This is a genomic window from Blautia massiliensis (ex Durand et al. 2017) (assembly GCF_001487165.1).
Taxonomy (GTDB): domain Bacteria; phylum Bacillota; class Clostridia; order Lachnospirales; family Lachnospiraceae; genus Blautia_A; species Blautia_A fusiformis.
The window spans coordinates 115,272-129,358 of sequence record NZ_LN913006.1 but is presented as its reverse complement, the minus strand read 5'-3'; the positions used below and the strand labels follow the sequence as shown (position 1 = coordinate 129,358).

Sequence of the window (14,087 nt, the reverse complement as noted above, 5' to 3'; positions counted from 1 at the left end):
TTCCTTTTTATCTTTTTATATCAAAGTTCATTTCCATCACATGTCTGATCATAGATACATCATCGGTAATGTTTCCATCACCATGGATCGTATGCTTCACAGCACTGGCAGCAACACCGAAATTCACGGTATCTTCCGGTGTATACTCATTCATAAGGCCATAGATGATCCCACTTACAAATGCATCTCCGCCACCGACACGATCAAGAATGTGGAAGGTCAGGCGCTTGCTTTCGTAAGTCTTTCCGTTTAACCAGAGATATGCCATAAGACTGTTTTCACTGCAGCTATGTGCAAAACGGACATGTCTTGCAATGCATTTTATATTCGGATATCTGTCCGCAAATGCCCGGAACACTTTTTCCTGCTGTTCAAAATCCGGCTGAAACGGGATTCCATCCTTTACATCCCCTGCACTGTGGTCTTCTTCATTTTTCCAGATATGGTACGGCTCGATCCCGAAAAGGACATTTACATATGGAAGACAAAGTGTACAGAAATCTCTGGCCTCTTCCCAGGTCCACAGCGTACTTCTGAAATTTCCGTCAAAGCTTACGGTCATGTTCATTTCTTTTGCTGCCTTCAGGCAGTTTAAGATCAGATCCCTGCATTTTGTTCCAAGAGCAGGTGTGATTCCGCTCAGATGCAGCCATGTATATCCTTCCAGCATTTTTTTCACATCTGTTTTGCTGAAATCATGCTCGGAAAAAGCGCTGTGTTTTCTGTCGTAAACTACCTTGCTGGGGCGGATCCCGTAGCCGGTCTCCAGATAATAGGTTCCAAGACGGTGTGTCGGAGTTTCTTCCGCTGTGGAATAAACCACACTGTCACAGTTCACATCATTGCTTCTCATCATACGTACAGAACTTTTTCCAAGACTGTTGTCCGGAACTACCGTAAAAAACGAAGCATCTATTCCAAGATTTGCCAGGGAAAGGGCTACATTCGCCTCGCTTCCCCCGTATCTTGCCTCAAAGGTTGTTGCTGTTCTGATTTTTTCATAATCCGGCGGTGTCAGACGCAGCATGATCTCGCCGAGAGTAATAAATTTATGTTTCATGATCAATACTCCAGATAGGCTCCCTTCATTGGGCTTGCAGCATGCTCACTGAAAAGTCTCAGCACGCCTTTTTTGTATTTTGGTTCTCTTGGCTTCCAGTTTTTACGTCTCACGGCAAGGATCTGGTCGATCTCTTCCATAGACTTTCTTTCGCCTGCGATCCCGATGATGTTCAGCTTTCTTTCCATAACGTCGATCTCAATAAGGTCGCCTTCCTCAACAAGTGCGATTGGGCCACCGTCAACAGCCTCAGGGCTGCAGTGTCCGATAACAGGGCCTGTAGATGCTCCGGAAAAACGTCCGTCTGTGATCAGTGCGATACTCTTTCCAAGCTCTTTATCACTGCTGATCGCCTCAGATGTGTAGAACATCTCCGGCATTCCGCTTCCCTTTGGTCCCTCGTAACGGATGAATACTGCATCACCTTTCTGGACCTTATGCTTCAGAACTGCATCCAGACACTCCTCTTCACTGTCGAACGGTCTTGCACGGAGAACGGATTTAAACATTTCCTTCGGGCATGCGGTGTGCTTGATCACAGCACCCTCAGGTGCAAGGTTTCCACGAAGAACTGCGATACTTCCGTCGGTTCCGATTGCCTTGTCATATGGACGGATGATATCTTCCTTTGTAAGGCTTACGTTGTAGCGTTTGTTAAATTCCTGAAGCCATTTGTCGCATTTCTCATAAAATCCGTTGTTCTTCAGCTCCTCAAGGTTTTCTCCGAGAGTCTTTCCTGTAACTGTCATCACATCCAGATGGAGATGTTCCTTGATCTCCTCCATGATTGCCGGTACACCACCTGCATAATAGAAACACTCAGCAGGCCAGCGTCCTGCAGGACGTACATCCAGAAGGTATCTTGCATTTCTGTGCAGTCTGTCAAAGGTATCACCTGTGATCTCAATGCCAAACTCATGTGCGATCGCCGGAATGTGAAGCAGACAGTTTGTACTTCCGGAGATTGCAGCGTGTACAAGGATCGCATTCTCAAAGCTGTCCATAGTTACGATATCAGAAGGACGCATATTTTCCATCTGTGCGATCCTTACTGCCTGTCTTCCTGCCTCTCTTGCGAAAGCAAGAAGATCCGGGCTTGTTGACGGCATCAGAGCTGTACCAGGAAGTGTAAGTCCAAGTGCCTCTGCCATGATCTGCATTGTTGAAGCTGTTCCGATAAAGGAGCAGGCTCCACAGCTTGGGCAGGCATTGCATTTTGCCCAGTCAAGCTTCTCTTCGTCGATCTCTCCACGCTCAAACTTTGCACTGTACATTCCCAGCTGCTCAAGGGTCAGCATCTCAGGTCCCGCATTCATGGTTCCGCCCGGAACAAATACGGAAGGGATATTTACTCTTGCAAGTCCGATCAGATTTCCCGGTACACCCTTGTCACAGCTTGAAAGATATACACCGGCATCAAATGGTGTTGCATTTGCATGGATCTCGATCATGTTTGCGATCATTTCACGGCTTGCCAGGCTGTAGTTGATTCCGTCTGTTCCCTGGCTTTCACCATCGCAGATATCGGTACAGTTATAGCGTGCACCAAAACCACCTTCTTCTGCGATTCCTTTACGAACTTCTTCCACAAGGATGTTCAGGTGTCCGCTTCCCGGATGGCTGTCACCATAAGTGCTTTCCACCATGACCTGAACCTTTCCCAGATCTTCTTTTTTCCATCCTGTTCCAAGGCGCAGCGGATCAAGCTCCGGTGCAAGCTTTCTCATTTCCTGACTTACTAACTTCATGATTTTTTCCTCCATTTCCTATTCTCTGATCAGATTCAGATTTTCCAGCTTTTCTCTAAGTTCCTTTACATCCTCTTCTTCTGCTCCGATTTCCACATTATCAAATGTAGGAAGGCTGAATACTCCCAGCATGGACTTTGCATCTACGATATATCTTCCGCAGATCAGTTCCACATCCTTCCGGCAGCCGGATGCAGCCTGTACAAGATGCTTTGCATCATACATGTCTCTTAAATAAACCGGTATCTTTATCATTACGCTCTGCCTCCTATGCAAAAATTGAAATAACAAAGCCTACAACAAGTGCTGTAACACCGATCAGTGTTTCCATGATTGTCCAGGATTTTAATGTCGTTTTTTCGTCAATCTCAAGGAAAGTACTTACCAGCCAGAATCCGGCATCATTTACATGACTCAATGCAGTTGCACCACCGCAGATCGCACAGCACATAGCAGCTCTGTAAAGCATGCTTGTATCCATTACTGCCGGCATAGTCGCCATGATTCCTGATGCCATGGTCATTGCCACAATGGAGCTTCCCACAGATGCCCTTACCAGGATTGCGATCAGAAACGCGATCAGGATCAGCGGAAGACCGCTTTTTTCCAGGGCCGGTCCGATAATATTTCCAAGGCCGGAATCCTGAAGCATCCATCGGATCACTCCGCCGCTGGCGATGACCAGAAGGATCATTCCAACCGGTCTCAGTGAATGATCCAGTATTTTCTTTAACTGTGCACCGGTAAAGCCACGACGGATTCCAAGAAAATACATTGCTGCAAGCGTTGCGATAGTCAGTGCCAGAAACGGTTTTCCGATAAATCCGAGAAAACTCTGTATTCCTGCCGGAATTGGCATGTATTTAGATACAGTACTGAGAAGGATCAGAACAAGCGGGATCAGTATCACGCCAAGCACCAGACCAAATGGCGGCAACTCTTTTCCATCATCTTTGATCTCTTCCACATTGGCCGGAAGTTCAGTGAAAATTTTGTTTCCAACCAGATTTCCCCAGATAATTCCTGAAACCAGCATACAGATCAGTGCAGTTGGAACTCCAACCATGATCATAGTTCCCAGGTTTACGCCAAGTGCATTGGCAACCAGTACAGATCCCGCAGAAGGCGGTACAAAAGCATATCCGCTGGCAAGACCTGAAAGAAGCGGAATCGCATAATACAGTGTGGATTTTTTTGTCTGCTTTGCAACACTGAATACCAGTGGGATCAGTACTACAACACCTGCTTCAAAAAATACGGTTGTACCGATCACCAGTCCGGTAAGTCCCAATGCCCATCCGGCTTTTTTCTGACCGAATTTGTCGATCAGTGTTTCCGCTATTCTTTGGGCTCCTCCGCTCACTTCCAGTATTCCGCCGAACATGGAACCCAGTCCTACCAGAAGTGCGATTCCCTGTAATGTCTTTCCAACACCTTTTTCTACTGTGTCTGAGATCATTTCCAGTGGCATTCCGGCACCTGCACCGATGATGATCGCTGAAATCATCATTGACAGAACCGGATGCAGTTTAAATTTGATGATCAGCACCAGCAGGATCACAATTCCCACTGCCGCAGCAAGCATCAATCTCATTGGATCTGCTGTAAATGTTGTTTCTTCCATTTTTTCTGCTTTTGCCTCCTTAATTCATCCGATGTTTTACTTTTCGTTAAATACATCTGACCTTTCTGCTGTTTTTTCTTTTGAATTGTGCTGATTTTCTTTGTTTTTGCTTCAATTCATCTGATGTATTTATAATATATTCATTCTGTCAAAAACGCAATACTGTAATTTTATCTAAATTATCGTCTTATTTTTTGTGTATTTTGTCGTTTTGACATTATAGTTTAAAGGAATTATTATAGATATAAGGAAAATATAAAAAGAAATAACGAATAGAAATGGAGAAACTCATATGATGATTTCGTCATCAGAAGAAAAAAGTCTTCCGCAAAAATTATCGGAAGACATCATCGCATTTATTTTAAAGGAAAATCTGCAGCCTGGAGACAAGCTGCCTAATGAAACGGTTCTGTCCGAACGTCTGAATGCCGGAAGAAGCTCTGTCCGCGAGGCAATGAAGCTTCTTGCTTCCAGAAATATCGTGACGATCCGTCAGGGATCCGGAACTTATATCGCATCATCTCCGGGAATGGTGGAAGATCCGCTGGGATTAACTTTTATCGGCAACAAGCAGAAGCTGATCCATGACCTTCTTGAAGTCCGTTTTCTGCTTGAACCCTCTATTGCAGCAATGGCTGCCACCCGCGCCAATAAAAAAGATATAAAAAAAATCACCACACTTTGTGATGATGTTGAAGCATTATTAAAAAAACATGCGGACCATACCCAGAAAGATATTGAATTTCATACAGCGATCGCGCTGAGCAGCAAAAATGTTGTTGTTCCGCGGCTGATTCCCGTAATTAACAGTTCTATTCCATTATTTGTCGAATCAACCAGTGGCGCTCTGCATGAAGAAACAATTGAAACACATCGTGAAATCGCAGATGCCATTGCAGAACATGATGCTTTGCGTGCCCAAGATGCCATGTACCTTCATCTGGTTTATAACCGTAAAAGAATCCTGCTTACAGAAAAAAATTCCTGATCTGTCGGACAGCATCCGGAAAGGATGCTGTCCGATTTTTCAGAAGTCTGGCTTCACGGTCTTCAGCAAGTACATTTTTATAGTAAAAATAAGCCCTGGAAATTCATCTTTCCAGGGCTTTCTAAGAGGTGCCACCCGGATTTGAACCGGGGATAGAGGTGTTGCAGACCCCGGAAAAAAACCTCGGAACCCTCTAAAACTCTAAGGTTTTCCAAACTGTCCACCTTATATCCACCCTAATTTTCATGTTGCTTTCATGCCATATCAGGTATTTTACTGTGCCAAATCTATGCCACTTAGCACCCCTATGGGCATATTATAAACATTTTAGTATCTTTCGTCTACAATTATTTTACTACAACTACAATATTATATGGAGGTTTATCGTGAATTATCAATTAGAATTAAAACAAATTGTGGATTTTCCACGCTGCCGGATTTACCGGGAATTTATACAAACCCTTATGAAAGACAGAAGCATCCGTACCAACGGAGGTTCCTGTCTTTTTTATTTTCTCATTTTATGTTCTTATGCAAATTACAGTTCCTCTTATCGGAACATCGAACACCTTACTTACAAAGTTGTTCCTGGAGAATGGATCTGTTCTCTTAAAGAACTACAGATTCACTTCCGCCAAAAATTCCAGCACCAGGTTATATCCATACTGGATACCCTGGTAGAGCAAAACCTTCTAACCTACTCACTACACGAAAAAAATAAGATTATCCAATACAAGATCAAAGACTGGCCAAAAGATAATACTGCCCTTTCCCATAATTACCCATGCAAAAAAGACATCGGGTTTTTCTTTTTTCCAATCGCAGATGTTCATAAACTAATCGGACTAGGAAAATGTTCGGAAATGGATGCTCTTTTGGATCTTTGGATTCATGCAGTCTATAATGATCCATCTGTGCAAGGCTCTGATGCCGGTCCGGTAGTATATTTTCGCAATCAGACTGGAAATCCCTTGTTCAGTTATCAGGAACTTGCCAGACGTTGGAAACAGTCGAAATCTTCTGTGTCCCGTCTGCTTAAAAAACTTGAAGATACCGACATGATCACACTGATTTCCTATTCCGGGAAACATGGCAGCATGGTATATCTACGTAATTATCTGTCCGTTATGTTTAATATCAGTGATGTCATGATTGATAAGGAGGAAATTGCCATGAAAATGCAACTGCCAATACATATACCCGAAGACACCTTGCCTGTTAAAAACAATTCTGAATGCGTTTCAGAATCTATTACTGACGAACAAATCATCGTTTCACAGGAAGGCTCCTGCGTTCCAGAATCACACATCAAAGCCATTGTTCGCAAAGTCGCTGAAATACTGGAAATACAAGGCATTTCTTGTTGTAGATGCCCCAAAACAAAGTATATATTATCTCCTTTATCAGCCTGCAAGGATAGTATATATCTATATTCACTACGTATTATCTGCCCCTGGGGGAAAGCCGCCTATCAGTTTGAGTTAAAACTAAAACCGGAAAATCCCGCCGTCACCAACGTCCCAGGGCATACTCCGCCTCTGCAGCATACCTTACCTGCCTTCGCTGAAATCCCAGAAGTTCTGTTGAAAGGAGGGGTTGTATAATGGCAAAGAAAAATCACCACCCTGTTTCTGCTGAAGTAGAAAATAATCCGCTGTACCATGATACCTATAAACTGCTCCGTTGTTACCGGGATTCTACTTATAGCCTGATGGTTGCTGTCCGGCAGGTGGAAATTCAATTCCAACTGGAATACAACACCAGTGTAGACGAATTTCTAGATTCCATCTATGCTGCAGGAGCAGATCTGGGAGACAGCCAGATTGAAGAATGGGCAAAAAGCATTGCCCGCAGTAACAAAATGATAAAGCTGCTTCTCTCTTCTGTGGATCTGCTCCGGAAAAATCATAAACATGGGGAAGAATATTACTGGATATTATATTACGCCTTTCTGTCTCCCCATGAACTGAAAAACACAGAGGAAATCCTGGAAGAGTTGGAAAAGCACGTTCCCAGTATCTCCTACCGGACGTACTACCGAAGGAGGCAGGCTGCTATTAACGCTCTTAGCAGCATACTATGGGGATTTTCTGCAAAGGGGACACTGGAAACTTTAAATAAGTTTTTCCCAAAATAAAATCGACATTTTCCATATAGGCACTCATTCTCTATATTAAAATGAGTGCCTATAAAAATTGATTTTCCCAATTGTACCTTTTACAGTAGTTATAAGTTTCCAAATACCACATCTTGTTCTATTTATATTTATTTGCTATAATATGATAGTTGAAAACCAATAATTTCTTTACAAAATAGGGGAGATTTCTCTAATTTTACCTATTATTTCAAATGACTAACGGAGTGAAAGAATTAGATATGCCTAAGGAATTTAAAAGTGTGGCAGAACAATTAAAAGCAATGTACAATGCATTGAAAAAATGGCCATTCATGATGGGGATAACCATTCTTATGTTTGTACTTCTGATTTCGTCAGAATACTTGACAGATAATGAGTTTATACTTTTTTTACAAATAATAGGGTTTGCTATAAGTTTTGCATTCATAGTAATGATTTTAATACTTGATAAACACGGAAAACAATATTTGAAGAAAATGAGTTTTTTTGCCAGCTTATGGTTTGCATCCTGTCTGGCTCTTGCAGATTTCAATCAACCCACTCTTAAATTAATCATCCAATTATATACTGCCTTTCTTTTCATTTTTGATGCTTGTATTATTCCCGATTTTCTCTCAAGCATTGATCCTCAGAAAAACAAGAATGAGTGTGTTTCTAATGAGCTAAAAGAAAAAATTGAGAAATTAGAAAAAGAAATTGAAGAACTCAAAAAGTTCGAGAAAAAGACAGACTAATAACTTCTTGAGTGAGTTCTACTAAATAATTACAAAACTATAACATCGAGAATACTTGGAAACTTATTTCTCTCTAAATGTGCTTTAAGATGATTAACTCTTCATCTTATCATTTTTAGTAATTAAACATGTTAAAACGTTTCCCCCTCCATTGCAAGAACATAGAGTTCCTTGAATATTTCTATTCTTAAGAATTCTATGTTCTTGAATAAATAAAAGCTTAATATAAAAAATTTCACCTTATTCGCTGCATGCTGATGGTTCTATATAATCTTCCTCATTTCCTATCCTTCTTCTATATGCTACAGTTCCTCCTTGTCTTTGCATTGCCCCTATTCGCTTCTCAACCTGTATAATATCCTCCATGCTAATTAGCGGATGTGTTGTAAAGAAATAATCACTGTTGGCATACCATAATAAATTATCAAACATATCTTCTTCAATATGTATATTAAAATCTTCCTTTTCCCACCATAAATCTGAAGGCAACAATAATAACCAATTCAAATTACACACTATTTTATATTTTGTACATATTAATTCAATCGTATCTAGTGTTTTATTGATCATTTCCATTGTTTCCCATGGAAATCCTATAATAAAGGAAAGAAAACAATGCTTATCAAATTGATACTGTTTTAAAATTTCTAAAGCACTAAAAAGTTGCTCTACCGTTAACCCCTTTCTTATTTTTTTCAATCCTTCATTATACCCACATTCTACACCTATTTGCATAGATGAAACCATTTGCAGTGGTATATTCTGTAATATTTGATTCTTTAATATATCAGTAACTCTTGCTTCGATAAATACCTTTTCGGTATAACCATACAAACGATGCAACTTTTTAAAAACATTAATAGCTCTTTCTCCATTTGCCGTAAAACAATCATCTACGAATAGTAATCTAGTCCCTCTATTTATGTTATCTTTAAACTGCAGTGCATGCTTAACACGTTTAATTACATGCTCAACAGATAAACCTCTCCAGTTTCTCCTATGGGGTATGGAACAAAAAGCGCAACTAAAACGACACCCTCTAGAAGTTTCTACCGGCAACTGTGTATATGGATTGGATGAAGGTAATAATTCATATGCTGGATACGGTGTATTTTCCATTTCTTCGACTGTTAGTTCTATTTCATCTTCATTTCGTAACACATTACCATTCAGTTTATAAGTAATACCTTTAACACCCTCTAATGTCATATTATACTCAAGAGCATTGCATAAATTCACAATAATCTTTTCACCCTCACCACGCATAACTATATGGGCATCTGATGATTCTAAAACATGTTTATCAAATATTGATGGGTGCAACCCACCCAATGCTATTTTAACGTCTGGAAAATTATCCGCTATTCGTTGGATAATAACCTTTGTATTAGACCAATTAAAAGAATTGACTGAAAACGCAATCAACTGTATATCTTTACTAGAAATTTTTTTCATTATATACTGAGCGCATAATTCCTCTATATCCCCCTTGTGTTCATACTGGATAAATTCGCAAGGATCAATTATGCTTACTTCATGTTTATTTTTCATTAATATAGAAGCCAAAAGATAAATTGCCATCGGTGCTAATTCCAAAGGTTCAAATTGATTTTTACTTATCTTTTGTGGTAACGCAACTATTAAAACTTTCATAAATTATCTCCTTTTTAATATCTTTATTCCTACAGCAGCCCCAATAACTATTTCTGCAAGTATTATCGAACTAATAGTTAAACGGACTCCATAAACATACGCAATAACATACAATTCACATGTCAAAAAAACTATATTAAAATACATGTTCAAATACGAAATAAATTTCTCATTTTCTCTTTGGAAATATTTATATACAACAAACCTAAATATTTTTTTTCCTATGCTGAGGGTAAGCACAGAGATGATTGGCATAATAAAAATATATGTCTTACTAACTATATTACTGGGTTCTGCTGCACTCCACTGAATTGATATTTTATTAGGAACCAAAAAGAAAAATATTATACTAACAAGTATACAAACTATCGTTACAATAATAGATACTACTGTAAACTTATCCTTCCTTTTCATATAATTACCCCTTTCACTTCAAATCACGTCTTTTAAATATTATATACGATAAACTCAATGTAGAAATACTCCACACTACTACAATTATCAATATTTTAGCAATAAAGTTAATATCAATATCTTGTTTTACCCAAACATCTAAATAACCTATAGGTGTAACTTCTAAAATTCTCTTAATAAGATTTATTTTTTCTCCTAATGATTGTAATATAGGAAAACCAATCCCTATTACCAATACATTAAATAACAGTCCAGCTTTGGATCCCTCCATTATAAATTCCACTCCAAAACACATAAGAAATATAGTAATTTCCAATAGAATAGTAACCAATAGTTTTAAAAATATCATTCCAAATGAAAAAGTATCATTCGTCCATCCATAAAGCATGGTTGTTACACATGTTAATACCATTGGATATAAAAAAGATAAAATAACACTATAAAAAATATTAACTATCCCTTTACTGACAAAAATTATTTTTCTATTATTGCCAAAAGATGCACTTAATTGTAATGTTCTGTTTTGAAACTCGCTACCTAAATTAACATCCAAAAATATAGAACACAAGATTATTGCAACACTAATATTACTCATACCACTTTTTAGTGCATTTTCCCCTGACAACTCCTTTATCTTTCCCGCCATATACATAGAATGATTCATATAAACTGTAATTACTCCTAATACTAATGCTCCCACACAGAGTATAGTAAAAATTTTTGTGTGGCGTGTTTTATATTGCTCGCTTCTGATAGCATCTAACATATACTCATTCCTCCAATATATCTAAATATATTTCTTCTGGCATCTTATCCGGATATTTATGAACAATTTCCTCATACGTAAAATTCTTCTTAATAGTCCCTTGGGATATAAAAATATAATCTGTGGCTACCCTAAATAATTCATCTAATATGTGGCTTGAAATTAAAATTGTAATACCTTTTTCTCTTAAATCACTTAAAAGTTTTCGTATCTGAATAGTACTTTTAGGATCTAACCCATTTAATGGCTCATCTAATACCAATAATTGTGGTTTCCCAATTAAAGCAAGGATAATACCTAATTTTTGCTTCATGCCTAGTGAATAATTTTTTACTTTTTTATGATTTTCCCAAATTCCAAATTTCATTGCAAGCTCCACAATTTCTTTTTCTATCAAAGTGCTTCTCATCAAACTTATAATTTTTATATTTTCTTTTGCCGTAAGCCCCGGATAAAACGCTGGTTTTTCTATCAAAGCACCTATATTTTTGCTTTTTAACTCCATTTTTCCATTATCAGATCCAATAAGTCCCGATATAATTCTCATGAGAGTTGTTTTTCCAGCACCATTCTCTCCAATCAGTGCATAAATATGGCCTGTATATATTGATAAATTTATATTATCTAAAGCTTTTGTTTTACTATACTTTTTTTCGATTCTTTCACATTTTAAAATAATATCTTCCACTATTAGAATGCTCCTTTAAATAATTTAAGAGAGGATTTTAGTATTTAAAAATACTAAAATCCTCAATGCTACCATAGTTTAGGCTTAAATATTAATTGTAATGATAACCGTATCTCCAGCTACAGCTCCGTTAACATAGGTAACATAATATGTTTCCCATACCCATTCTGTACCATAAGTTGAAACTCCACTACTGTCATCACCATCCAAACCTTCCACTACCGGTGGCTGATATCCATTCATATCCTCGCCCATACGGTTTCCTCCTTTCATAAATATTTGTTTTATCAAAATACTCACGTATGATAAAACACTCTATCATATATCTCAATTATTGGGTAAAAGACTCAAATCATCCAAATCCTTTTCTAACATATCAATGTAAATATCATCCATGAACGTAGCAGGAAATTTTTCTGTGATTCTCCCCATGTCTCCAACTGATTTAATAAATGCTGCCATATAACAAGGAATCTTTTTCTTCCATAATTCATATAAACCACCATTCCAGTACTCTTCAATACTATGATTTCTGATGTTTCCAACAACTAATGGCAGGTAAGGGCTTGTAACAATATCTCCATTTGCACGAATACTTATATAATACATCGGTAGTTCTGTATGTTCCGGAAAACGTATTAAATGATCAACAGGATCTCCCCATACAATTTTAATACTTGGGTTACGTGCATTAATCGTATTAATTGTGTTTACCAATTTTCTATATTGAATATCTGTAGGACAAATATTCTCTAAATTTTTATTCCCACGTCCTAATGGCATAAGTGGCTGTACACGTAACTCAATTTTATTATTAAAAGACATTGACTCTAATTTTGTATGTAATTCTTCCAACTCCTCTATGTTAAATGATGTTGGTGTAAATGCAATCGACATTTCCATATCATACTTTCTAACAATATCTATGGCTCTAAACACGCTGTCATAAACGCCTGTCTTATTTCTTAATTTATCATGGCTCTCCGCTTTAGCACCATCTACGCTAAACTGTATGCTATTCAATCCCGAATGATATAAATCTCGTATAACACTTTCTGATGCCAAAATGCCATTGGTTACTATTGCTGTCCTGACTCCGCAATTACTTAACATTTTTATACATTTGCAGATAAGTTCTTTTCTCAATAATGTTTCTCCGCCACAAAAACAAAAATTCAACAATTTCATAGGCAAAATATCTTTAACAAATTTAATCACCTCATCATCAGATAATTCATGTTCCATTACTCTGTTTTCACCACTTGCATTGTAACAATGCAAACATCTTAAATTACATTTGTTTGTTATATCTAAAGCTAACTGATATGGTCCTACTGTAAAGTCTATATTTCTATTCATATATATACCTCTCTAATGCTCATACTGTCCAATCATAAATAATTAAGTCATTTCCTTTTCCATACTCATCCATTAACTGTGAAACCTTTTTAAACCCACAATTAAACAACTGCTTTTCCAACATTTCTAAATCTGAACCTATCGTTTTAATTCTCAACTTAGAAATATTAAATGGATACAAACTCTTCAATAGTTGTTCACACCCTATAAGTACTTGTTCCAATATTTCTTCTGGAACTAATAATGTTGTAATTTCTAATATATCCGTTTCTGGGTGATTATTGGATATAGATGTTATTCCCATTACATTTCCTTCTCTATCTTTTAACACAAAAAAATCCTCTTTATAATAAAACATCTTGCTCCTTAGTACAGTTTCTTTTTGGTAATCACTCAATCCTTTATTCCTATTTGCTGGGCAATTATGATATGTATATTCTGTATTATCTGCATACATTTTATATGCAGCAAATATTTCCCTAATGTCATCTTCAGTTGCCCAAATCAAATCATATTTTTCATTTAATTTTATAGTTCCGTTTACCATAAATGGTGATCCTCCCTTTCCCCATGACAAAGCCCATAATTTATCAAATGCAAACAATGTAACCACAACATCTTTAAGAAAATCAGCCGTAGGATTCATATATGAATATCTTGTTGCAAAATCTTCTTTGATTTGTTCTACTATCCTTTCTCCATTGCATAGCTTAAGTATTTCCCATGCTTCTCCATTCATAACCATTTCTTGAGTCTTTCCGTTTACAATAGCAAAACTTTTTTTATTACCTTTTTCATGTCGGAAATAAAATATTCTTTCTTCCTCAAATTTAGGAATACTCTTTAATAGTTTTTCCTTATTAGTTAAACTTATATTATCGTAAAACATATACTTACCTCCTTTGATATTAACTAC

Annotated in this window: 15 protein-coding genes; 4 read left to right on the top strand and 11 right to left on the bottom strand. The window is 37.6% G+C overall.

Annotation, left to right across the window (positions count from 1 at the left end):
- Positions 1-7 precede the first annotated feature (7 nt).
- The 4 genes from BN3261_RS01585 to BN3261_RS01570 are packed head-to-tail and all read right to left on the bottom strand — an operon-like array spanning position 8 to position 4,432.
- Positions 8-1,060, bottom strand: coding sequence for a sugar kinase (locus tag BN3261_RS01585; RefSeq protein ID WP_059085315.1), 1,053 nt, complete (start codon positions 1,058-1,060; stop codon positions 8-10).
- A gap of 2 nt (positions 1,061-1,062) precedes the next feature.
- Entirely contained in the window at positions 1,063-2,808 is a 1,746-nt protein-coding gene (ilvD, locus tag BN3261_RS01580; RefSeq protein ID WP_059086837.1) for a dihydroxy-acid dehydratase, read from the bottom strand.
- Between the two features lie 18 nt (positions 2,809-2,826).
- Positions 2,827-3,063 carry an HPr family phosphocarrier protein gene (locus BN3261_RS01575; RefSeq protein WP_059085314.1) on the bottom strand — a complete coding sequence of 79 codons (237 nt, stop codon included), beginning with the start codon at positions 3,061-3,063 and terminating at the stop codon, positions 2,827-2,829.
- A gap of 13 nt (positions 3,064-3,076) precedes the next feature.
- The gene (locus BN3261_RS01570; RefSeq protein WP_059085313.1) at positions 3,077-4,432 is read right to left on the bottom strand and encodes a GntP family permease; all 1,356 of its coding nucleotides are present in this window, start codon (positions 4,430-4,432) and stop codon (positions 3,077-3,079) included.
- A gap of 295 nt (positions 4,433-4,727) precedes the next feature.
- On the opposite strand from BN3261_RS01570, the gene BN3261_RS01565 reads away from it, so the two are divergent.
- From BN3261_RS01565 to BN3261_RS01550, 4 genes are all read left to right on the top strand, one after another.
- Positions 4,728-5,420: a FadR/GntR family transcriptional regulator gene (locus BN3261_RS01565; RefSeq protein ID WP_173733878.1), complete on the top strand. Its 693-nt coding sequence runs from the start codon at positions 4,728-4,730 to the stop codon at positions 5,418-5,420.
- Between the two features lie 386 nt (positions 5,421-5,806).
- Complete coding sequence (locus BN3261_RS01560; protein ID WP_059085312.1) at positions 5,807-7,024, top strand: MarR family transcriptional regulator; 1,218 nt, start codon at positions 5,807-5,809, stop codon at positions 7,022-7,024.
- Entirely contained in the window at positions 7,024-7,557 is a 534-nt protein-coding gene (locus tag BN3261_RS01555) for a hypothetical protein (protein WP_015526878.1), read from the top strand. Before BN3261_RS01560 ends, BN3261_RS01555 begins: the two co-directional genes overlap by 1 nt.
- Before the next feature lie 224 nt (positions 7,558-7,781).
- Complete coding sequence (locus tag BN3261_RS01550) at positions 7,782-8,291, top strand: hypothetical protein (RefSeq protein WP_139009993.1); 510 nt, start codon at positions 7,782-7,784, stop codon at positions 8,289-8,291.
- Positions 8,292-8,531: 240 nt separating this feature from the next.
- On the opposite strand, the gene BN3261_RS01545 is transcribed toward BN3261_RS01550, so the two are convergent.
- From BN3261_RS01545 to BN3261_RS01520, 7 genes are all read right to left on the bottom strand, one after another.
- Positions 8,532-9,944 carry a B12-binding domain-containing radical SAM protein gene (locus BN3261_RS01545; RefSeq protein WP_110925732.1) on the bottom strand — a complete coding sequence of 471 codons (1,413 nt, stop codon included), beginning with the start codon at positions 9,942-9,944 and terminating at the stop codon, positions 8,532-8,534.
- Between the two features lie 3 nt (positions 9,945-9,947).
- Positions 9,948-10,358: a DUF1648 domain-containing protein gene (locus tag BN3261_RS01540; RefSeq protein ID WP_059085310.1), complete on the bottom strand. Its 411-nt coding sequence runs from the start codon at positions 10,356-10,358 to the stop codon at positions 9,948-9,950.
- Positions 10,359-10,371: 13 nt separating this feature from the next.
- Entirely contained in the window at positions 10,372-11,124 is a 753-nt protein-coding gene (locus BN3261_RS01535) for an ABC transporter permease (protein ID WP_059085309.1), read from the bottom strand.
- A gap of 4 nt (positions 11,125-11,128) precedes the next feature.
- Positions 11,129-11,812, bottom strand: a complete 684-nt coding sequence (locus BN3261_RS01530) for an ABC transporter ATP-binding protein (RefSeq protein WP_059085308.1) — start codon at positions 11,810-11,812, stop codon at positions 11,129-11,131.
- An 84-nt stretch (positions 11,813-11,896) separates the two neighbouring features.
- The gene (locus tag BN3261_RS17605; protein WP_015526871.1) at positions 11,897-12,067 is read right to left on the bottom strand and encodes a hypothetical protein; all 171 of its coding nucleotides are present in this window, start codon (positions 12,065-12,067) and stop codon (positions 11,897-11,899) included.
- Between the two features lie 72 nt (positions 12,068-12,139).
- A complete protein-coding gene (locus tag BN3261_RS01525) occupies positions 12,140-13,171 on the bottom strand; it encodes a radical SAM/SPASM domain-containing protein (protein WP_015526870.1) in 1,032 nt (343 codons plus the stop codon).
- A gap of 19 nt (positions 13,172-13,190) precedes the next feature.
- A complete protein-coding gene (locus tag BN3261_RS01520) occupies positions 13,191-14,060 on the bottom strand; it encodes a hypothetical protein (RefSeq protein WP_059085307.1) in 870 nt (289 codons plus the stop codon).
- Positions 14,061-14,087 lie beyond the last annotated feature (27 nt).

Excerpts from the sequence above, each read along its gene's own strand:
- BN3261_RS01585 (WP_059085315.1), bottom strand. The coding sequence starts at position 1,060 with ATGAAACATAAATTTATTACTCTCGGCGAGATCATGCTGCGTCTGACA.
- ilvD (WP_059086837.1), bottom strand. The coding sequence starts at position 2,808 with ATGAAGTTAGTAAGTCAGGAAATGAGAAAGCTTGCACCGGAGCTTGAT.
- BN3261_RS01575 (WP_059085314.1), bottom strand. The coding sequence starts at position 3,063 with ATGATAAAGATACCGGTTTATTTAAGAGACATGTATGATGCAAAGCAT.
- BN3261_RS01570 (WP_059085313.1), bottom strand. The coding sequence starts at position 4,432 with ATGGAAGAAACAACATTTACAGCAGATCCAATGAGATTGATGCTTGCT.
- BN3261_RS01565 (WP_173733878.1), top strand. The coding sequence starts at position 4,728 with ATGATTTCGTCATCAGAAGAAAAAAGTCTTCCGCAAAAATTATCGGAA.
- BN3261_RS01555 (WP_015526878.1), top strand. The coding sequence starts at position 7,024 with ATGGCAAAGAAAAATCACCACCCTGTTTCTGCTGAAGTAGAAAATAAT.
- BN3261_RS01545 (WP_110925732.1), bottom strand. The coding sequence starts at position 9,944 with ATGAAAGTTTTAATAGTTGCGTTACCACAAAAGATAAGTAAAAATCAA.
- BN3261_RS01540 (WP_059085310.1), bottom strand. The coding sequence starts at position 10,358 with ATGAAAAGGAAGGATAAGTTTACAGTAGTATCTATTATTGTAACGATA.
- BN3261_RS01535 (WP_059085309.1), bottom strand. The coding sequence starts at position 11,124 with ATGTTAGATGCTATCAGAAGCGAGCAATATAAAACACGCCACACAAAA.
- BN3261_RS17605 (WP_015526871.1), bottom strand. The coding sequence starts at position 12,067 with ATGGGCGAGGATATGAATGGATATCAGCCACCGGTAGTGGAAGGTTTG.
- BN3261_RS01525 (WP_015526870.1), bottom strand. The coding sequence starts at position 13,171 with ATGAATAGAAATATAGACTTTACAGTAGGACCATATCAGTTAGCTTTA.
- BN3261_RS01520 (WP_059085307.1), bottom strand. The coding sequence starts at position 14,060 with ATGTTTTACGATAATATAAGTTTAACTAATAAGGAAAAACTATTAAAG.